Raw genomic sequence first — 20,175 nt, 5'->3', positions numbered from 1 at the left:
TCTAGCCTTTTTTATCTTTGTAAATCTTTTCTAAAAGCATCACAGCTTCATTTAAACGCTCATATTCTTCAAAGTTCAAAAGTACAGCTTCAAATTTATTGTTTTTTACAATCACCACTCTACCATTTTCACTTTTTTTTGTTTTTTCAAGCATAGTGCTGAAATTTCTTACCACTTCAGTTGCAGTATAAATTTCATCTTTGCTAAAAGTAGCCATGGTTATAGCTTACCTTTTTGTCCATTAATACTATGAATAAAAGCATAATCAATCTTAATTTGCTTTTCAAATTCTATATTTTTAGCTAGACTATTAATTACATTAGTAAAATCTTCAAATAAATAATTTGCTAAAGATCCTGGATTTGGATTGATCTCATTTAAATAAACCTCATCATCTATCACAAAAAAATCACAGCGAATCAAAGCTCCTTTAAATAAAGGATTATAAATTCTAGTAAAATTATCCCTTAATTTTTGTTTTAATTCTTCACTAATCTTTGCTTCACTTACTTTAGAACTTTCTGAAAAACCTAAATATTTTTGTTCAAAATCTAAAATTTCATTTTTTCTAGGCTCTTCAATAATAGAAAATTCCATTTTTTCATCTATCATACAACCTGCTAAGTTATATTCTTTAATATTACTTACAAATTGTTCTATCACAACATCCTCATCAAATTCAAAAGCAACATCTTTGGCATACTTAAGCTCGCTTTCATCTTTAACTATGCTTATACCTATACTACTACCTAATCTTGCAGGCTTTAAAATACAAGGAAAATCCAAAGATACATTTTGCTCTTTATGCAAATTTAAAACCTTATAATCAAGTGTTTTCACCCCTACGCTTTGTGCATAAAGTTTAGTTAAAACCTTATTAAAAGATAAAACACTAGCTTCTATGCGTGGGCCTATGTATTTTATACCATAAAAATCAAACAAAGCAGCTATTTTGCCATCTTCACCATCTTTTCCATGTATGATATTTATCGCTATATCAATGTCAAGTTTTTTCTCACCTAACATAGTTTTTATAAAAAACCCACCCTGCTTTAGCACCAAGGCTTTTTCTTTTTTATAAGCACCGCTGCTAAAAGTTTTTGCATTCATTTTTTCTTCATCTATAAGAAAAAATTCCTTATTTTTATCACAAAATATAAATTTTTTTTGTGCTTTAAGTACTTTTTTTAATACCACAGCACTTACAATGCTAATTTCATGCTCATAAGAATTTGCACCAAAAATTACACCATATATCATTATATTTTTCCTTTTATTATGCTAATTTTTTCAAAGCCTCTTTAATAAGCTCACTAGTATTTTTACTCTCACAAGTTCTTAAAACCTTTAAAATATTTTCTTGTTTAAAACCAAGTGAAAGTAAAGCTGCCAAAGCTTGTGCTTGGTCTTGATTAGAATTTTCTATATTGATTTTTGCATCACTTAACTCAGCTATAATTCTTTTTGCACTTTTTGGACCAATACCAGGAACTTTTTTAAATACATTCTCATCGCCATTTTGTAAAGCCGCATAAAAAGTATTAGTATCTAAGCTTGAGCAAAGTGCCATAGCAGTAGTTGCTCCTATACCACTAATTTTGATTAATAATTCAAACATTTTTTGCTCATTTATATCTAAAAATCCATATAATTTATGAGAGTCTTCTTTGATAATTTGTGTGATTAAAAACTCAATCTTTTGATCTTTTTCAAAATTACTTGAGCAAAAAAGCGAAACAAAAACACCATAACTTACCCCACTTGAAGTTTTCAAAACTACAAAAGTAGGTTCTTTTTTACTCACTATTCCTTCAATTGCCACTATCATTTAGTTTCTTCCTTGTAATTACTAATAGCACGAATTTCAAAAAGTTCCATCTCATTTTCTGTATTAATTTTTTGAAGCTCAAAACATTGAATTTTTTCTTCATCATGAGGATAATAGCTTAATTCTTTTCTAGGATTTAACAAAATGAATTTAATTTCATTTAAATCCATCCATTTTCCACTTTTATTAATAATCTTAGATTTTAAAAGTTTTTCTTGAATTTTCTTAAGCTTTTCCATATTTGCTTTTTCTTCTTCTTTTAAAGATTCTATTTTATTGGCAAAAATACTTAGATTTTCAATCTTTTGATTAAAATCTTTAATAGTAGCTTTATAAGCTTGCGGTATAGCTCTTTTTGCACTCATTAATTCTTTTACTTTTTGCTGTAAAATTCGTATGGAGTCTTTACTTATATTGATTGTGTGTTTAGTCTCTTCTATTTCTTTAGCTAAATTTTCTTGTTCTTTTTTCAATCCATCAACATGTATTAGTATCTCTTCTCCGCTTTTTTCTTCTCCAAAAGCTTTAAGATCTTGAATTATAAATTTATTTCCACTGCCTTGAATTTTTTCAACATGGATTAAACTTTTAGCACTACATAAACAATTTCCGCCGAGTTCTTGTATGTAAATTTCATCAGCAATAATCTCTCCACCCATAGCCTTTTTAATATTTACTTTTTTAGCCTTGATAGAGCCATTTTCCAAAGTTTCAGCAAAAACCTCCTCAGCCTCACAATATCCTCTTAAGATATTAACCTCAACCTTTTGTCCTATGATAGTGCTTTTATGATGCATATTGCCTTTAAGAATTATTTTTTTACCTCTTAAAACAGAATCTTGAGCCATATTACCAGTAACTTCTAATTCCTGAGCCTCAACAGTAATTCTAGGACCTATTGCATCTTCTAGAGTGTTTGTATTTTTAATCACAATAATAACTTGCTTATCAAAACCCGCCCAAATAGAACCTGTACTTTTAAAATCAACTTTACTAAATTCTAAATAATTTTCTATCTCATAAATGGATTTTCTTTGTATAATAAAACCATCTTTTTTAGCAATATATTTTATACTCTCATCATCTTCTTTAACTTCAAATTTATCAGAACAAACAACTTTTTCTTTATTTATTTTTGGTGGAAGTGCTTTTAAAATTTTAAATCTTAAATCCTTGCCATCGCTACCCTCTTTTGGCTTGATTCTCTCAATAGCCACCTCATCTTTTCCTATAGGTGCTACATAGTTTCTATTCATCACATCATTATACTTTTTTAGATTTTCTAAATAATGATATTTTATTTCTTCATTTGTAGGCTCTTGCGGATTAATTCCTTTACATACTTCAAATTCAACTTCAAAATCAAATTTTTGCTTCTCTTTAACCTTAGCATTAAAATCAATAATTTGCTTTTTAAAATCAAAAATTCTAAGCCCAAGCAAATATTTTTCTTTTATCATCACTTTATAAATAGCTTCTAAAAGCTCTAGTGCTAATTTATCATGAAAAGTAATAGTTTCACTAGCTCTAACGCTGGCTTTTAATAAAGTACAAAGCTCGTTAGTATGTAAACTAACTTCAAAAGTTGAAATGCGTGCAAATTTTTTAAAATAAATTTCTATTTTATATTCTTGTTCTATATTTAATTCATGATTTAAAAATTTCTCATCTTCTTCAAAAATTTTCAATTCTTTTTCATTAACTTTTATCCATTCTTGATTATCATAAGTATAAGAAGTACTAAAACTTAACAACCTAAAATCAAGTTCATCAACTTCACATTTATTTTCAGAAGCAAATATTAAAAGCTCTCTATAAGGGTCTTTAGTGTATAAAATTTTCTTTTCTTCCATAGCTTAAGCTTCCTTATTATATATAAAATTTTGATTTTAGCAAAAATAAAATCAAAATTTAGTTAAAATTAGCTCTATTAAAAATTTTATAATACTCAAACTAATGTTTAAAGAATGAAAACTAATGAGAAAAAATATTGTTTTTAAAAATTTCATCATCAATGCCTTAGGAATTTTATTTTCTAGAATTATGGGCGTTTTAAGAGATATTGTTTTAGCTTTGTACTTAGGAGCTGGAATTTATAGCGATATTTTCTTTGTGGCTTTAAAAATGCCTGCTTTTTTTAGAAGAATTTTTGCAGAAGGGGCCTTTGGACAAGCTTTTTTACCAAGTTTTTTAAAAGCAAGTAAAAAAGGTGCTTTTTGTATAAATGTTTTATTGCAATTTAGTATTATAGTGTTTTTAACCTGTATTTTAGTGAGTTTTTTTGCTGAATTTTTTACAAAGATTTTTGCTTTTGGCTTTAATAAAGAAACAATTATCTTGGCTGCGCCTTTGGTTTCTATTAATTTTTGGTATTTGTTTTTTATTTTTTTGGTAACTTTTTTAGGCTCTTTATTAAATTATAAACAAAATTTTTTCATCACTTCTTTTTCTGCTTCATTTTTTAATCTTTTTGTTGTGATTGCAGGTTTTTTTGTCAATCAAGATGAGCCTTTAGAGGCCTTGTATTATTTTTCATATGCGACTGTCTTAAGTGGTTTAGCTCAACTTATATGGCATATTTTTGCTTTAAAAAATACTAGAATTTTAAAAAGCATGTATTTAAGCATAAAACTTAAAAAAACAAAGACCAATTTAGATAAATTTCATTCTACTTTTACCCATGGACTTTTAGGCTCTTCGGCAAATCAAATTAGTTCATTATTAGATACTACTATAGCTAGTTTTTTAATGGCTGGAAGTATTTCGTATTTGTATTATTCTAACAGAGTTTTTCAGCTTCCTTTAGCTCTTTTTGCAATCGCTCTAAGTCAAGTAAGCTTTCCAAAAATACTAAGACATTTAAAAGCAAATGAAGAACAAAAAGCCTTAGCTTTTATGCAAAAAGCTTTTGAATATTTAAGCGTGCTTTTGATTTTAGCTAGCATAGTAGGGATTATTTTAGCTAAAGAAATTGTAGAGTTTTTATTTCAAAGAGGAAATTTTAATCAAGAAGATACAAAAATCACTGCATTTTTATTACAAGCTTATCTTTTAGGACTTTTACCTTTTGGTTTGCAAAAACTTTTTTCTTTATGGCTTTATGCTAAATTTAAACAAAAAATAGCCGCTGTAATAGCCTTTAAAACACTTTTTATATCAGCATTTTTTAGTATAGTGATTATTTTACTTATCAAAGAAGAAGCTTATAAGAGCTTAGGCATTGCATTAGCTTCATCTATTAGTGCTTTTTATTTATTATATGCCAATATAAAAGAATTTGGCTTTAAAAATCTTTGGGGTATTTTTAGGATTAAATTTTGGCTTATTAGTATAGTATTTTTAAGTTTATTTGCTCTAAGCTTATTTGAAATTAAAGATATTTTAATACAATTTTTAATTGAAATTTATCATTTTTTTAAAGGTTTATTTTAATGGTTTTTTTTGATAGTGTTTTAAAGAAAAAATGTGAATTTATCCCAAATGAGGCAAAAAAAGCAAACATTTATCTATGCGGGCCTACTGTATATGATGATGCACATTTAGGACATGCAAGAAGTAGTGTTTGTTTTGATTTTTTAAGAAGAGTTTTACTAGCAAGTGATTATGAAGTGATTTTTGCTAGAAATTACACTGATATTGATGATAAAATTTTAAAAAAAATACAAGAAAGTGGTAAAAGTTTAGAAGAAATTACGAATTTTTATATTAAAAGATATGAAGAAGATATGCAAGCGCTTAATATCTTAGAACCTAACTTTAAGCCAAAGGCCACAGCTTATATTGAGCAAATGATTATATATATAGAAAAGCTTTTAGAGTTAAACCTAGCTTATAAACTTGAAGATGGGATTTATTTTGATACCAGCAAAGATGATAAATACTTTTATATCTCTAAAAGAAATTTAGAAGATAATCAATCACGCTTAGAAGAAAGCGTGGCTAAAAAAAATGATAGCGATTTTGTTTTATGGAAATTTGATGAAAAATTTTATCCTGCAAGTTTTGGCAAAGGAAGACCAGGCTGGCACACAGAATGTGTTGTGATGATAGAAAGTATTTTTAAAGATAAACTTGACATTCATGCAGGAGGCATAGACTTACTTTTTCCTCATCATGAAAATGAAGCTTGTCAATGTCGTTGTAAAAACAATCATGAGCTGGCTAATTTTTGGCTGCATAATGGCTTTGTGCAAATTAATGGTGAAAAAATGAGCAAAAGCTTAGGAAACAGCTTTTTTCTAAAAGATTCTTTAAAGCTTTTTAGTGGAGAGGTTTTGAGATTTTATCTTTTAAGTGTGCATTATAGAGCACATTTTAACTACGCTTTAGAAGACTTACAAGCTGCTAAAAAAAGACTTGATAAATTTTACCGTTTAAAAAAACGCTTAAATTTAAATGCTTTTATAGATGAAAAAACTACCATAGAAAGTGAAGTAGCTAAAAATATCTTAGAAGTTTTAAATGATGATTTAAATGCCTCTAAAGCCTTGGCTTTACTTGATGAGTTTATCAATGAAAGTAATATTTACTTAGATCAAAACCTAAAAGACAAAGCTTATAAAATACAATTAGAAAAAACCTTAAAAGAACTCGCTTTTATTTTTGGTATAGGTTTTATGGATACTATAAAATATTTTCAATTTGGCATTAGTGAAGAAAAATGTCAGGAAATAGAAGAAAAAATCGCTCTACGCAACAAGGCAAAGCAAGAAAAAAACTATGCCTTAGCAGATCAAATTCGTGATGATTTAGCTAAAGAGAATATTCTTTTAATGGATACACCAAATGGTGTGGTATGGGAGAAAAATGGATAAAAATTACAAAGAAATGAAGCTTAAAGAGGTTTTTACTCGCTTTAAGCCTTATTATAAAGATTATTGGTTTTATTTTGTTTTAGCTATTATTGGCATGCTTTTAACTAGTGGTGGAACGGCAGCTAGTGCATACATCATAGAGCCTATTTTAAATAAAATTTTTATAGAAAAAAATGTTGATTTGCTTTATTATATGCCTTTGCTTGTTGTTTTAATTTATGCTTTAAAAAATCTTGGTGCTTATATGCAAGTTTATTATATATCTTATGTTGGGACAGATATTTTAAGAAGATTAAGAGAATTAGTTCTTGGCAATCTTTTGCGCTTAGATATGAGCTTTTTTCATAAATACAGAAGTGGAGAATTAATCAGCAGATGTACTTCTGATATTGGAGCTTTACAAAATATAGTTTCTACTATAATACCTGAAATTTTAAGAGAAAGTTTAACCGCGATTGGACTTTTAAGTGTGGTAATTTATCAAAGTCCAAAACTTGCTTTTTTTGCTTTAGTTATTTTACCTTTAGCAATTTACCCTCTTGCTATTTTTGCTAAAAAGATCAAAAAAATAGGACGCAATACTCAAGAAAAAAATTCTGATCTTACTTCAAGATTAAGTGAAATCTTTTCTAATATAGAACTTATTAAAGCTTCTAATGCAGGTAAAAATGAAATGCAAAAATTCAGCCAAACTAATAGCGAAGTTTGCAAACTTTCCTTAAAAGGCATTAGAATTGAAGCTTTAAGTAGCCCTTTAATGGAATCTATGGGTTCAATTGGCTTTGCAATAGTAATTATAATAGGTGGTAAAGAAGTAATTGATGGAAGTTTAAGCATAGGTTCTTTTTTTAGCTTTACTACAGCTTTATTTATGGCTTATACTCCTATTAAAAGACTTTCTTCACTTTATACAAGATTGCAAAATGCAGTAGCAGCTAGTGAGAGAACTTTTTATCTAACTGATTTAGAACCACAAATTAAAGGTGGTGATGAAAAACTTGCAGAAAACATCCAAAATATTCATTTTAAAAATGTCTCTTTAAGCTATCAAAAAGATAAAATGGTATTAAAAGATGTAAATTTTTCTTTTGATAAAGGAGAAATTCTAGCCTTAGTTGGATCAAGTGGTGGAGGAAAATCTTCTATTATCAATCTTTTGATGTATTTTTTTGAAAAAGATAGTGGTGAGATTTTAATCAATCAAAAAGACATTAGCTCTTTTGATATTATTAGTTTAAGAGAAAATATTTCTTTGGTAACTCAAAATATTTATATATTTAATGACACTATAGCTCAAAATATTGCTTATGCTAAAGAATATAACGAAACACGCGTGATAGAAGTTTTAAAACAAGCTAATGCTTATGATTTTGTCCAAGAACTTGGTGGTATACATACTGAATTAAAAGAACATGGAAAAAATCTCTCCGGCGGACAAAAACAACGCATTGCTATAGCAAGGGCTTTATATAAAAATCCTCAAATTTTAATTTTTGATGAAGCAACTTCAGCACTTGATAATGAAAGTGAAAAAGCCATAGTAAGAACTATAGAAAGCTTAAAAAAAGATCGCTTAATACTCATCATCGCTCATAGGCTTAGCACTATAGAAAATGCTGACAAAATTGCTGTGCTTGATAAAGGAAAAATAGCTTCTATAGGAAATGATGCTTATTTGATGCGACATTGTGAAATTTATCAAAAATTAAAACAAAAAGTACAAAAAACTGATAAAGTTAAAGAAAATGAAAACTAAGAATTATCATTTTTTTAGTAAAATATGCCATTTTATAAAAAAGGAAAAATATGACTTATGAAAGTTTAAAACCTTTAATATATAAATTAGATCCAGAAAATGCCCATGCTTTAGCTGAATTTAGCATGCGAACGCTAGATTGTATATTTCCTGGAGGACTTAGTTTTTTTGCAAAAGATTGTATAATAAATGATGAAATTTTAAATCAAGAAATTTTTAATTTAAATTTTTACAATCCTGTGGGCTTAGCAGGTGGCTTTGATAAAAATGCAACTATGATAAGACCGCTAAGTGCTTTAGGTTTTGGTTTTTTAGAATATGGAACTTTCACCCCAAAACCTCAAAATGGCAACGAAAAACCTAGACTTTTTAGACTTGTTGAACAAGAAAGTATTCAAAATGCTATGGGTTTTAATAATAAAGGTAAAGATGCTATCGCAAAAGAAGTAAAAAAAGTCTATCCTTTTAGCATACCTTTAGTAGCAAATATAGGCAAAAATAAAATCACTCCAAATGAAGAAGCTATTAATGATTATATTATTTTATTAAAAGAATTTAAAGATTTGTGCGATTTGTTTGTGATTAATATATCCTCTCCAAATACCAAAAATTTAAGAGATTTACAAAGTGAGGAATTTGTAAGCACCCTATTTAATCAAGCAAAAGAAATCACAAAAAAACCTGTGATTTTAAAAATTGCTCCAGATATGAGTATAGATAGTGCAATTTCACTTTGCAAAAGTGCTATTAGTGCAAAAGCTGATGGTATTATCATGGCAAATACTAGTATAGATTATTCTTTAATTGATAATACAAGAACCTTTGGTGGAATTAGTGGTAGATTAATCACTCAAAAAAGTGCGACATTTTTTAAAGAAGTAGCTAAAGAAATTTATCAAGATACTATTTTAATAGCAAGCGGTGGTATAGATAGTGCTGAACTTGCTTATGAACGCATTAAAAATGGGGCTAGTTTGGTTCAAATTTATACAGCTATGATTTTCAAAGGACCAAGCATTGTTAAAAATATCAATCAAGGATTAATTGAACTTTTAAAACAAGATGGTTTTAATCATATTAGTCAAGCTATAGGAGTTAATTTTAAATGATTAATTATAAAAAAATCACCCTTGAAAATGAACTTGAAATTTACACTTTACCTGTAAATAAAAAAAGCGGGGTTATAAGTGTAGATATTTTTTATAAAGTTGGCTCAAGAAATGAAAAAATGGGAAAAAGCGGCATAGCTCACATGCTTGAACATTTAAATTTTAAAAGTACAAAAAATTTAAAAGCAGGCGAATTTGATGAGATAGTCAAGGGTTTTGGTGGAGTAGATAATGCAAGTACTGGTTTTGACTATACGCATTATTTTATAAAATGCTCTAGTGAAAATTTAGACAAATCTTTGTGGCTTTTTGCTGAATTAATGCGTAATTTAAATTTAAAAGATGATGAGTTTCAGCCTGAAAGAAATGTAGTTTTAGAAGAAAGGCGTTGGAGAACTGATAATAATCCTTTAGGATATTTATATTTTAGATTATACAATCATGCCTTTTTACATCATCCATATCATTGGACTCCAATAGGCTTTTTTAAAGATATACAAAATTGGAAAATAGAAGATATGCAAGATTTTCATCAAACTTTTTATCAACCCAAAAATGCTATTTTGCTTGTGAGTGGCGATATTAATGAAGATGAAGTTTTCAATCTTGCTAAAAAACATTTTCAAGATATAAAAAACACCAAAGAAATCCCTATAGTTCATGAAAAAGAACCTGAACAAGATGGTGCTAAACGCGTGATCTTGCACAAAGAAAGCGATACGCAACTACTAGCACTTGCATACAAAATTCCTGCATTTAATCATGAAGATATGCCAAAACTTTGCGCATTGAGTGAGCTTTTAGGAAATGGAAAAAGTTCTTTAATAAGTGAAATTTTAATTGATAAATTAGAACTAATCAATGAATTTTATGCCTATGCAAGTGAAAATATAGATGAGAATTTATTTATATTTATTTGTGTTTGTAATGAAGGTATAAAAGCAGAAGATGTTGAAAAAGAGCTTTTGAAAATTCTTGAAGATGTAAAAAATGCCAAATTTGATGATGCTATCATGGAAAAAATCAAAAATACCGTAAAAAGTGATTTTATTTTTTCACTAAGCAATGCAAGTAGCGTTGCAAATATTTATGGATCTTATCTTGCAAAGGGTGATTTAAAACCTTTGCTTGATTATAAAAAAAATATAGAAAATCTAAGCAAAGATGATTTAATTCATTGTGCTAGAAAATACTTCAATGAAGACAAATCTACAACAATAATCTTAAAAAGGGGTGAAAATGGACAATAACATCATCATAGGAGCAATGACAGCTTTAATAACTCCGTTTAAAAATGGAAAATTAGATGAGCAAACTTACCATAAACTCATCAAAAGACAAATCGCAAATGGAATTGATGTAGTAGTGCCTGTTGGAACAACCGGAGAAAGTGCCACCTTAACCCATGAAGAACATAGAATTTGTATAGAAATAGCACTAGATGCATGCAAAGGAAGTTCTTGTAAGGTTTTAGCAGGAGCAGGAAGCAATGCCACACATGAAGCTGTAAGTTTGGCTAAGTTTGCACAAGAGCATGGAGCTGATGGAATTTTAAGCGTTACTCCATATTATAACAAACCCACACAAGAAGGTTTATATCTTCATTATAAAGAAATAGCAAAAAGTATAGATATACCTGTACTTTTATATAATGTCCCAGGAAGAACAGGGTGTGAGCTTCAAACAGAAACTATTATAAGATTATTTAGAGATTGTGAAAATATTTACGGAGTAAAAGAAGCTAGTGGAAGCATTGATAAGTGCGTTGATTTGCTAGCGCATGAACCTAGAATGATACTTTTAAGCGGGGAAGATGCGATTAATTATCCTATACTTTCAAATGGCGGTAAGGGTGTGATTTCAGTTACTTCAAATTTACTTCCTGATATGATTTCAAAATTAACTCATCTAGCTTTAAAAGAAAAATACATTGAAGCTAAAAAAATCAATGATGAGTTATATAATATTAATAAAATTTTATTTTGTGAAAGCAATCCTATACCTATTAAAGCGGCAATGTATATAGCAGGTTTAACCCCTACTTTAGAATATCGTTTGCCACTTTGCAAACCTAGTGATTGCAATTTAACAAAAATAGAAGCGATTATGAAAAACTATAATATAAAAGGATTTTAATGGATACTTTTTTTCAAAATAAAACTTTAGTAATTAGCGGTGGAACAAGAGGGATTGGTAAAGCTATTGTATATGAGTTTGCAAAAGCAGGAGCTAATGTAGCTTTTACTTATAATTCTAATGCAGATTTAGCTCAAGAAATTGTGAAAGATTTAGAAAATAATTATAAAATCAAAGCAAAAGCTTATGAATTTAACATACTTGAACCAGAAACATATAAAGAGTTGTTTGAAAAAATTGATCAAGATTTTGATAGAATAGATTTTTTCATCTCTAATGCTATCATTTCAGGTCGTGCTGTTGTAGGTGGATATACTAAATTTATGAAATTAAAGCCGAAAGGTATTAATAATATTTTCACAGCAACTGTAAATGCTTTTGTTGTTGGAGCGCAAGAAGCGGCAAAAAGAATGGAAAAAGTTGATGGGGGTAGTATATTATCTATTTCTTCAACAGGAAATTTAGTTCATATTGAAAATTATGCTGGTCATGGTACAGCTAAAGCAGCGGTTGAAGCTATGGCAAGATATGCTGCAACCGAGCTTGGTTCTAAAAATATCCGTGTAAATGTAGTTAGCGGTGGACCAATTGATACTGACGCGCTTAAAGCATTTACAAATTATGAAGAGGTAAAAAATGCAACTATCAATCTTAGTCCGCTAAACCGCATTGGACAGCCACAAGATCTAGCTGGCGCATGTTTATTTTTATGCTCTGATAAGGCAAATTGGATCACAGGCCATACTTTGATCGTAGATGGTGGTACCACCTTTAAGTAATATTACCTTAAGGGTGCTTTATAAAGGATTTTAAAAGTATGAATTTACCCAATATCTTAGCTTTTATAAGGATATTATTAGCTCCACTTTTGTTTTTTTTACTTATTAATGATTTTGAAAATATCCATCCTAGTTGGGTAAATTATTTTGCTTGTGTTATTTTTAGCATAGCTGCTTTAACTGATTTTTTCGATGGCTATATTGCAAGAACTTGGAATCAAACTACTAAACTTGGAGCTATTATAGATCCTTTAGCAGATAAAATGCTTATTCTAGCTGCATTTTTAGGGTTATTACTTACACAAAAAGCTGATCCATGGATGGTTTACATTATCTTAGTAAGAGAATTTTTCATCACCGGCTTTAGAGTGGTTATGGTAAGTGAAAAAATTGATGTAAGTGCTTCTTTTGCAGGTAAAATAAAAACAACTTTTCAAATGATAGCTATTATATTTTTAATCATGCAATGGCCTTTTGCCAATACATTGTTATTTATTGCTTTAGTGCTTACACTTTATTCAGCTTTTGAATACATACTAGCTTATGTAAAACATTTAAAAAAGGTATAAATTGAAATCATATTTATTTTTATTTATTATCTTAGCTATTGGCTTTAAATTTTATTCTTTTAGTTTTTTAATAACACTTTTAGTGATATCTTTTTTAATTTTTTTTCACGAATTAGGACATTTTTTAGCTGCAAAACATATGAGGGTTGATGTAGAAATTTTTAGCATAGGTTTTGGAAAAGCTATTTTTAAAAAAACTTACAAAAATACAGAATATCGCTTATCCGCCCTACCATTTGGCGGTTATGTTAAACTTAAAGGACAAGATGATTTAAATCCTAGTGAAAAAAATTATGAGCCAAATAGCTATAACACTTTAAGTCCTTTAGCTAGAATTTATATACTTTTTGCGGGACCATTTTTTAACTTTTTTCTAGCATTTTTACTTTATATAGCCATAGGTTTTTTAGGTGTGCAAAAACTTGCACCTGTTATTGGCAATATAGCACCAAATTCAGCTGCACAAAAAGCAAATTTACAAATTGGTGATAAAATCCTAGCTATAGATGGAGTTCAAATTCAAAGTTTTGAAGAAATTGGCAAACTTGTTCACGCAAAACCAACCCTGCTTGACATAGAACGCGATAATAAATTTATCAATATCACTTTAACACCGCAAATTGACCAAGGTTATAATGAGTTTTATCAAAAAGTTCAAAAACCTCTTATTGGTATAGCACCTAAGGGTGAGTTTGTTACTATTTATCACTCAGGAATTAGCAGTTTGAAATATGCTTATGAAGAAAGCATAAATGCTTCTTTGCTTATTTTCAAAGGTCTTGCTAAAATCATCAGTGGGGAATTAGATGCTAAAAATATGGGTGGAATCATCACTATGGTGGATATAACCTCCAAAGCAGCAAATACTAGTATAGTAGTTTTATTTTTAATCACAGCTTTAATTTCCATCAATCTTGGAGTACTAAATTTACTTCCGATACCAGCACTAGATGGAGGACATATACTTTTTAATCTTTATGAATTAATTTTTAAAAAAGAAGTACCAAAAGTATGTTTTGAATATCTTAGTTATTTTGGCATGGCTTTGCTTTTAAGCTTAATGGTATTTGCAACTTACAATGACATTACTCGTTTTATGAGCAATTAATAAGTCCTAGTAGCAAAATCATAGCGATTAAACTCGGCTATACTATTTTTACGATAAAAGCTATTATAAAATTGCTTACTTAAACTTTGCTCATAATTTAGTCTAAACTTAACCCACATTGCCGTTTGATCTTTTGCACTTGTTTTTTCATCTTGATAATTAAGCGATAAATCCAAAATAGAAATTGGAGAATAAGTAATGTTATACTGATTTTGTGTTTCTTTCATGTTAGAATTTACATTTAAAACATTTAAATAAGGTAAATCAAATATAACCCCAAACTCTGTACTATCATCACTATTATTTTCTTTTATATCATAATGATTAGCATATGCTTTAAAATATTGACTAAATTGCAATTCAGCACCAAAACTATTTTTTGCATAAGCTTGTTTATATTGATCATTAAAATAATTAAAACCCAAATTGATTTCATCAAATTCATAACGATTAATAATTCCCAAAGAATAAGCTTGCTCTAACTGCCCTATTCTTGCTTGTTTTTCTAAAAGTAAAGTAGCATTATCATAATCTAAAATTGAGTTGATATTTTTAATATTTACATTTAAAGCGTTATAATCTAAACTAGCTTCTGTTTTGTCCTTTGAGCTTAAATTTAAAACCTGCGCTAAAGAATTACTAGCAAAAGTACCAAAATCAACATTTTGAGCTTGATACTCTTGCGGTTTTTGAAAAAATACTTGTTTGGAAATTGCATTTGTTTTTTGTTCTTTAGTTATATTAACATCACCCTCACTTAAGCTCTCTTCTAAATTAGAAGCAAGCACATTTAAACATATACAACTTAAAAAAATGTATTTTTTCATTTAACCTCTTATTAAATATGTTTTTTATGCTCTATTTCGCTTATCATTTTTTCATTTATATCTTGAATTTGCTTAATATGTGCATAAATTTTTCTTTCCTCTTTGACTATTTGATTGTTTCTTATACAATCAAATAATTTTTCTATATAAGAATTTAAATTTTGATTTAAAACATAAATATTACTTGTAGAATCAAATTTGGCTAAATTTTTATCTTCTATATCTTCTATTTTGGAATTAATCACACAAGAGCAAGCTAAATATGTTTTTAAACAACACTCTAAATAAAGCAATATTTTATTAGTATCAACACTTGTCTTAGAAATCTCATCTAATAAAATTTTAGCTTTCTCATCAACACCGGTAAACACCTCTTGGAATTCTTCTAAACTTGAGTTAGATTTTTTAGCAACTTTATAAGCTTCATTAGTTATATTTTTAATATTACTCATTTGCTCTATTGATACTTTAATCATCACAGAAATTTCTTTGGCAGCCTCTTGAGTTTTTTCAGCTAAATGTCTTACCTCATCTGCAACTACCGCAAAACCTCTACCATGCTCTCCTGCACGAGCTGCCTCAATAGCTGCATTTAATGCTAAAAGATTGGTTTGCTCTGTAATATCTTCTATAATAGATATAAAAGAAGAAACATTATTAATTTGCTGTGAAAAAGTATCCATTAAAGTATGAATTTGAGTGATATTTTCGCCTAAATTTTGCAAATCGACTGAAATTAATTCTGCATTTTTGGCACTTTTTGAAGAATGAGTAGAAATATCATTTGCTTGCTCATATATATCATGCATAGTGCTTGCATTATCATTTAATTTCACATTAATCAAAGCTAATTCTTTTTGCAAAGAATCTGACATATCCTTAGAAACATTTTCAACGACAATACTTCTTATGGATAAATTTTGAGTTTTTTCTATTTCTAAAGTAGCTTCATTAATAATTTTAGCATTATATGCGAAAGTACCCATTAAGCCTTCTAATCTTGCTTTTCTATAAAATCTTTGTTCTTTTACAGCTAAAATAGCATTAAGAATTTCTCTATTAAAAGCCTCCATTTGATCAGCTAAATCATTTACAACCCAACTTAATTTTCCTACTCCAGATTTTGGAACAGCTATATGAGTAATTCTTGCTTCCAAATTTCCTTTTGTAAGCTCATTTAAAACTTGAGTAATCCTTAAAACTTCTTTATTTCTATAATAAGCACTAGCAAGTCCAAATAACACCACTAAAGTTCCAATCACACAAAAAATAAAACCAAAAATATTATTTTCTACTATTTCCAAGATTGCCATCAAACAAAATAAAAATAAAGCAAAATAATTTACAGATTGATTGATATTATATTGATAAAACCAATTCTTCATAACTCATCCCTTTTGTATTTAAATAATCATCAAGTTTCTTCCTTGATGCACCTTTTCCACCTTTTTGCTCTTCAATCAAAAGCTCTTTGTATAATTTTTCTATTTTTTCAACTGCTTCTTTTTTGGGTTTTAAACGCATAGAATAATACCCAACAACTTCTCCTTTGGAATCAAACGAAGGACTGATAAAAGCCAAAACCCAATAAAATGATCCATCTTTTGATAGATTCTTAACATAAGCTATAATCTCTTTTTTACTCTTAAGTCTTTCCCAAAGTAATTCAAAAACAACTTTTGGCATATCCGGATGACGCACTATATTATGAGGTTTTCCCAATAATTCTTCCTCACTATAGCCCGAAAGAGAAATAAAGATTCTATTGCAATATATGATTTTTCCTGTAGTATCTGTTTTGGAAATAATCATTTGTCCGTCATTGAAAAATTTTTGATTATTATTTGGCAAAATTTTTCTTTTCATATACCCTCCTTAAAATATTAATTTTAATATATCAATATATAAAATTAATAAATCAAGGATTAAATAAGTCCTTTTTTAAGCTTTCTAATTAAGAATCTTGCAGGATGTAAGGCATATAAAAATTCTTTTTTTATTCTTGGCTCATCAAAAATCAATGAGCTCATCACTCTAGCACAAACAATAGCACTAGCAAAAGCTCTAGATCCATGAGCAATAGAAAAATACAAAGGAATAAAATCATTTGGTATGACTTGATTTTTATTTTTATGCCATAAAAGTGCTTTATAATTTTGCATATAAAAATTTTCATCATAGGCTTGACCTGCTATGGCAAATCTATCACTAGAATATGATCTAAATCCTACTTTACCGCCCATTATCTCTAAATTTTCATCGTGCAAAAACTCTTTTACATTTTCAATATTTTGCAAATCATCATTTTTTAAAAGCGTTGTATCTTGATTAAGCCTATCATAACTTGCGCCAATAAGTTGTAAATTAAGCTCCTCATTAATAGGACAAATATATCCTTTAGAAGATAAGGCATGCGGGTTTTTTAAAAATGGTTTTAAATGAGTACATTGACCTCTTACACTACTTAATTTCATATATTTATACTCTAAAAAATTCTTAACATCAGCACCTTGAGCATAGATTAACACATCATAATCTTTTAAAATTTTTTGATTATTAAAATTTAAAGAAAACTTTTCATTTTTATAAGAATAATCTTTAAATTCATACTCAAAAAATACCCTAGCCTTGCTTTTTTGCAAAAGTGTCTTCACAAGCTCTTGAGGTTTTATACAAAATCCATCTTTTAAAAAGGCTTGATTGTTAATAATTTCAAATAAAACATTATCTTTTTGACTATCAAAACGCTCATGCATAAGCTCATTATGAGCAAATTCATAAACCCCTTGTGGAGTTAAATTTAAAATTTGTCTATAAAATCTACTTGCTTCTAAAAAAGCATATTGTGAAAACTCACCCAATAAAACATCGGGTTTTAAAATCAAAGAGCTTAAAATTCCATTGATATTTCCAGAAGCGCCTTTTCCTAATGAATTTTCTTTTTCAAAAACATCTACTTGAACATTTCTTAAAGAAAGCTCATAAGCCATGCTTGCTCCGGCTATACCTGCTCCGATAATAGCTATTTTTTGAATCTCTTTTTTTAAAGATGGGGTATTAAAATATGCAAATTTATCTTCAAATTCTAAACCATTAAAAATGGCTTGTATCATTTCTCTTTTTCTAAAACCTTTTATCTTTTGCACTTGAAAATTGTTGTTAATTAAAGCCTTTTTTAAAACACTAGCAGAAGAAAAAGTTAAAATCTTAGCATTTATTTTTGAGTTTTTAGCAACATTGTTTATAATATTATTATCAAACATATCTTGATTTTTAGAAGGTGAGAAACCATCTAAATACCAAATATTTGCCTTAAAGTCTAAAATTTGTAAATTTTCTTTAGCATCACCAAGCACCAAATCTAAAAAACAATCTTGAAAATAAAACCTATAAACCCCATCCTTACATGGAGGATAAAAATTTAAAAATTGCTCTAAAACTTCTTCAAATTTCTCATAAAAACCAAGTTTTTTATAAATTTCTCTTAATTTATCTTTTTCTATATAAAAATTTTCAAAGCTAAGATAAAAAAGTCTTTGATTGTGTTTTTTTTCTTTTAAAAAACGCTTTAATGTAAGAAAGAAATTTAAGCCTATACCAAAACCAAGTTCTGCTACAATAGTTTGTTTGTTTTCAAAGTCAAAAGCATTTGTATATATAAATTTGCTTTCACTTAAACCATCACTAGAATTAAAATAATAATCATCAAAATCCAAAGAAAAAGGCGCATTATTTTTTATAATAATATTTGCTTTTTTCATTGATTCTTATAAAAATAACTTTCAATTCCATTGGCAATACCAATGGCTAATAATTCTTGGAAATTTTTATTTGTCAATCTATTTCTTTCACTAGGATGGCTAATATAACCTGTTTCAATCAAAATCGCTGGCATTTGTGCTCCTACTAAAACCCAAAACGGAGCCTCTCTAACCCCACCATCAACAACTTTATATTTTTTTCTTACATTGCTCAAAATTTTTTTCTGCACATCGATAGCTAATTTATTTGAAGCAACTATTTTTTCACGATTTAAAAAATTTAAAAATGTTTGCTTGGAAAAATAATTCATTTCTTCAAAATCTGATTGATTTTCTGCTTCAGCAGCTTTTTTACTTCTTTCGCTTCTTGCAGGAGATAAAAAGAAAGTTTCAATTCCTTGTAAAGTCTTAGCTCTTTGTTTATTTGGTGCTGCATTTGCATGGATAGAAATAAACAAATCTGCCATTTTCTCATTAGCCATGGAAGTTCTATCTCTAAGGTTTATAAATTTATCAGTACTTCTTGTGTAATAAATTTTATATCCTCTTTTTTTTAGCTCATTTCCAAGTTTTAAAGCCACACTTAAAACTACATCCTTTTCTCTAACACCCTTATCTCCTAAAGTTCCTGGATCCTTACCTCCATGACCTGGGTCAATTACTATAATTTTGCCTGATTTTTTGATAGTAGCTTTTGCTGCTTTTGAAGTATTTTTTACTGGCGTTTTTTTAATCTTTTTCTCAAATCCTACAAATAGCTCATCATCATCCAAATCAAGACTAGTCTTAAAATCACTAGTAGAATTTAAAACAATTCTTACTGTAGTTTTATTAAACTGCACTATTGTGATAGATTGATTTTTATTAATATCAATTTTTTTTCTATCGCCTTCTAGAATGGCTTCAAAACTCACAATAGAGCGATACATTTTACCATCTTTAAAAGAGTTGATTTTAATATCTTCAATATCAATATCATTATTTAATTTTAAATTAACACCACTTTTATCTTTACTTGATTTTAAAATATATAAAGGTTCATTTCTAACAACTTCTTTTTTAACTTCTGTTTTTTTAATCTCGCTTTGTTTTTTAACTATAGGTTTAGGTTCTTCTTTTTTTTCTATTTTTTCAAGTCCCATAAAAAGACTTTGATCTTTAAGCTCTATTTTTACTTTTAACTCTTTTTTAGAACTCAAAACTAAACGCATGCTAGTTGGATTAAATTGTGATACAATAATATCAAAATCTTTAAATTCAAAATTTCTCTTTGGTCCTTTTAAAATTCCATCAAAATCTGCAACATAACGAAAATTATCACCTTTTAAAGTAAAATTTTTTATATCTTTTTGGCTAATTTTTTCACTCAAATCAAGCAAAATACCATTATCTAATTTTTTAACATCAAGAATAAAAAGCTCTTTTTGTGCCGAAGTTTTTTTATCTTCTTTTTTATCTTCTTTTTTATCTTCTTTTTTATCTTCTTTT

Annotated in this window: 18 protein-coding genes; 9 read left to right on the top strand and 9 right to left on the bottom strand. The window is 28.2% G+C overall.

Annotated features, from left to right (window positions below; genetic code table 11):
- Window position 1: 1 nt before the first annotated feature.
- Genes L8W56_RS04950 through L8W56_RS04935 form a run of 4 tightly spaced genes read right to left on the bottom strand, consistent with a single transcriptional unit; the run spans window position 2 to window position 3,681 of the window.
- The gene (locus tag L8W56_RS04950; RefSeq protein ID WP_087699049.1) at window positions 2-217 is read right to left on the bottom strand and encodes a type II toxin-antitoxin system Phd/YefM family antitoxin; all 216 of its coding nucleotides are present in this window, start codon (window positions 215-217) and stop codon (window positions 2-4) included.
- 2 nt (window positions 218-219) lie between these two features.
- A complete protein-coding gene (locus L8W56_RS04945; RefSeq protein WP_263659594.1) occupies window positions 220-1,260 on the bottom strand; it encodes a D-alanine--D-alanine ligase in 1,041 nt (346 codons plus the stop codon).
- Window positions 1,261-1,276: 16 nt separating this feature from the next.
- On the bottom strand, window positions 1,277-1,828 hold the full coding sequence (ruvA, locus tag L8W56_RS04940) for a Holliday junction branch migration protein RuvA (RefSeq protein WP_263659593.1): 552 nt from the start codon (window positions 1,826-1,828) through the stop codon (window positions 1,277-1,279).
- Window positions 1,825-3,681 (bottom strand): FapA family protein, encoded by a 1,857-nt coding sequence (locus L8W56_RS04935; protein ID WP_263659592.1) that lies wholly within the window; start codon window positions 3,679-3,681, stop codon window positions 1,825-1,827. The genes ruvA and L8W56_RS04935 overlap by 4 nt, the downstream gene beginning before the upstream one ends.
- A gap of 124 nt (window positions 3,682-3,805) precedes the next feature.
- Between L8W56_RS04935 and murJ the strand changes: the two genes are divergently transcribed.
- From murJ to rseP, 9 genes are read left to right on the top strand one after another with little or no spacing between them, the layout of a single operon-like run.
- Window positions 3,806-5,260 (top strand): murein biosynthesis integral membrane protein MurJ, encoded by a 1,455-nt coding sequence (murJ, locus tag L8W56_RS04930; protein ID WP_263659591.1) that lies wholly within the window; start codon window positions 3,806-3,808, stop codon window positions 5,258-5,260.
- Entirely contained in the window at window positions 5,260-6,642 is a 1,383-nt protein-coding gene (gene cysS, locus L8W56_RS04925) for a cysteine--tRNA ligase (protein ID WP_263659590.1), read from the top strand. Before murJ ends, cysS begins: the two co-directional genes overlap by 1 nt.
- On the top strand, window positions 6,635-8,398 hold the full coding sequence (locus L8W56_RS04920; RefSeq protein ID WP_263659628.1) for an ABC transporter ATP-binding protein: 1,764 nt from the start codon (window positions 6,635-6,637) through the stop codon (window positions 8,396-8,398). The genes cysS and L8W56_RS04920 overlap by 8 nt, the downstream gene beginning before the upstream one ends.
- A 50-nt stretch (window positions 8,399-8,448) precedes the next feature.
- Window positions 8,449-9,507 carry a quinone-dependent dihydroorotate dehydrogenase gene (locus L8W56_RS04915; RefSeq protein ID WP_220566636.1) on the top strand — a complete coding sequence of 353 codons (1,059 nt, stop codon included), beginning with the start codon at window positions 8,449-8,451 and terminating at the stop codon, window positions 9,505-9,507.
- The gene (locus tag L8W56_RS04910; protein ID WP_263659589.1) at window positions 9,504-10,757 is read left to right on the top strand and encodes a M16 family metallopeptidase; all 1,254 of its coding nucleotides are present in this window, start codon (window positions 9,504-9,506) and stop codon (window positions 10,755-10,757) included. The genes L8W56_RS04915 and L8W56_RS04910 overlap by 4 nt, the downstream gene beginning before the upstream one ends.
- Window positions 10,747-11,643, top strand: a complete 897-nt coding sequence (gene dapA / locus L8W56_RS04905) for a 4-hydroxy-tetrahydrodipicolinate synthase (RefSeq protein ID WP_133319239.1) — start codon at window positions 10,747-10,749, stop codon at window positions 11,641-11,643. The genes L8W56_RS04910 and dapA overlap by 11 nt, the downstream gene beginning before the upstream one ends.
- Window positions 11,643-12,422, top strand: a complete 780-nt coding sequence (locus tag L8W56_RS04900) for an enoyl-ACP reductase (protein WP_263659588.1) — start codon at window positions 11,643-11,645, stop codon at window positions 12,420-12,422. Before dapA ends, L8W56_RS04900 begins: the two co-directional genes overlap by 1 nt.
- 38 nt (window positions 12,423-12,460) lie before the next feature.
- Complete coding sequence (gene pgsA, locus L8W56_RS04895; RefSeq protein ID WP_263659587.1) at window positions 12,461-12,991, top strand: CDP-diacylglycerol--glycerol-3-phosphate 3-phosphatidyltransferase; 531 nt, start codon at window positions 12,461-12,463, stop codon at window positions 12,989-12,991.
- A gap of 1 nt (window position 12,992) precedes the next feature.
- Window positions 12,993-14,099: an RIP metalloprotease RseP gene (rseP, locus tag L8W56_RS04890; RefSeq protein WP_263659586.1), complete on the top strand. Its 1,107-nt coding sequence runs from the start codon at window positions 12,993-12,995 to the stop codon at window positions 14,097-14,099.
- Here rseP and L8W56_RS04885 read toward each other — a convergent pair.
- The 5 genes from L8W56_RS04885 to L8W56_RS04865 all read right to left on the bottom strand — a co-directional run.
- Window positions 14,096-14,926, bottom strand: coding sequence for a hypothetical protein (locus tag L8W56_RS04885; protein ID WP_220566632.1), 831 nt, complete (start codon window positions 14,924-14,926; stop codon window positions 14,096-14,098). The two genes, rseP and L8W56_RS04885, sit on opposite strands and share 4 nt — an antisense overlap.
- 11 nt (window positions 14,927-14,937) lie before the next feature.
- Window positions 14,938-15,735 carry a methyl-accepting chemotaxis protein gene (locus L8W56_RS08895; protein ID WP_259443340.1) on the bottom strand — a complete coding sequence of 266 codons (798 nt, stop codon included), beginning with the start codon at window positions 15,733-15,735 and terminating at the stop codon, window positions 14,938-14,940.
- 550 nt (window positions 15,736-16,285) lie between these two features.
- Complete coding sequence (locus L8W56_RS04875) at window positions 16,286-16,792, bottom strand: PAS domain-containing protein (RefSeq protein WP_133319244.1); 507 nt, start codon at window positions 16,790-16,792, stop codon at window positions 16,286-16,288.
- A gap of 59 nt (window positions 16,793-16,851) precedes the next feature.
- Window positions 16,852-18,687 carry a bifunctional tRNA (5-methylaminomethyl-2-thiouridine)(34)-methyltransferase MnmD/FAD-dependent 5-carboxymethylaminomethyl-2-thiouridine(34) oxidoreductase MnmC gene (gene mnmC / locus L8W56_RS04870; RefSeq protein WP_220566629.1) on the bottom strand — a complete coding sequence of 612 codons (1,836 nt, stop codon included), beginning with the start codon at window positions 18,685-18,687 and terminating at the stop codon, window positions 16,852-16,854.
- A partial coding sequence (locus L8W56_RS04865) for an N-acetylmuramoyl-L-alanine amidase family protein (RefSeq protein ID WP_263659585.1) occupies window positions 18,684-20,175 on the bottom strand: 1,492 nt, incomplete at its 5' end. The genes L8W56_RS04865 and mnmC, both read right to left, overlap by 4 nt.

Origin of the sequence: Campylobacter sp. IFREMER_LSEM_CL1085 (genome assembly GCF_025772235.1) — a bacterium.
Taxonomy (GTDB): Bacteria; Campylobacterota; Campylobacteria; order Campylobacterales; family Campylobacteraceae; genus Campylobacter_D; species Campylobacter_D lari_D.
Note: the sequence above shows the minus strand (reverse complement) of the source record. Positions and strands in the feature narration are given on the sequence as shown.

Excerpts from the sequence above, each read along its gene's own strand:
- L8W56_RS04950 (WP_087699049.1), bottom strand. The coding sequence starts at position 217 with ATGGCTACTTTTAGCAAAGATGAAATTTATACTGCAACTGAAGTGGTA.
- L8W56_RS04945 (WP_263659594.1), bottom strand. The coding sequence starts at position 1,260 with ATGATATATGGTGTAATTTTTGGTGCAAATTCTTATGAGCATGAAATT.
- ruvA (WP_263659593.1), bottom strand. The coding sequence starts at position 1,828 with ATGATAGTGGCAATTGAAGGAATAGTGAGTAAAAAAGAACCTACTTTT.
- L8W56_RS04935 (WP_263659592.1), bottom strand. The coding sequence starts at position 3,681 with ATGGAAGAAAAGAAAATTTTATACACTAAAGACCCTTATAGAGAGCTT.
- murJ (WP_263659591.1), top strand. The coding sequence starts at position 3,806 with ATGAGAAAAAATATTGTTTTTAAAAATTTCATCATCAATGCCTTAGGA.
- cysS (WP_263659590.1), top strand. The coding sequence starts at position 5,260 with ATGGTTTTTTTTGATAGTGTTTTAAAGAAAAAATGTGAATTTATCCCA.
- L8W56_RS04920 (WP_263659628.1), top strand. The coding sequence starts at position 6,635 with ATGGATAAAAATTACAAAGAAATGAAGCTTAAAGAGGTTTTTACTCGC.
- L8W56_RS04915 (WP_220566636.1), top strand. The coding sequence starts at position 8,449 with ATGACTTATGAAAGTTTAAAACCTTTAATATATAAATTAGATCCAGAA.
- L8W56_RS04910 (WP_263659589.1), top strand. The coding sequence starts at position 9,504 with ATGATTAATTATAAAAAAATCACCCTTGAAAATGAACTTGAAATTTAC.
- dapA (WP_133319239.1), top strand. The coding sequence starts at position 10,747 with ATGGACAATAACATCATCATAGGAGCAATGACAGCTTTAATAACTCCG.
- L8W56_RS04900 (WP_263659588.1), top strand. The coding sequence starts at position 11,643 with ATGGATACTTTTTTTCAAAATAAAACTTTAGTAATTAGCGGTGGAACA.
- pgsA (WP_263659587.1), top strand. The coding sequence starts at position 12,461 with ATGAATTTACCCAATATCTTAGCTTTTATAAGGATATTATTAGCTCCA.
- L8W56_RS04885 (WP_220566632.1), bottom strand. The coding sequence starts at position 14,926 with ATGAAAAAATACATTTTTTTAAGTTGTATATGTTTAAATGTGCTTGCT.
- L8W56_RS08895 (WP_259443340.1), bottom strand. The coding sequence starts at position 15,735 with ATGCATGATATATATGAGCAAGCAAATGATATTTCTACTCATTCTTCA.
- L8W56_RS04875 (WP_133319244.1), bottom strand. The coding sequence starts at position 16,792 with ATGAAAAGAAAAATTTTGCCAAATAATAATCAAAAATTTTTCAATGAC.
- mnmC (WP_220566629.1), bottom strand. The coding sequence starts at position 18,687 with ATGAAAAAAGCAAATATTATTATAAAAAATAATGCGCCTTTTTCTTTG.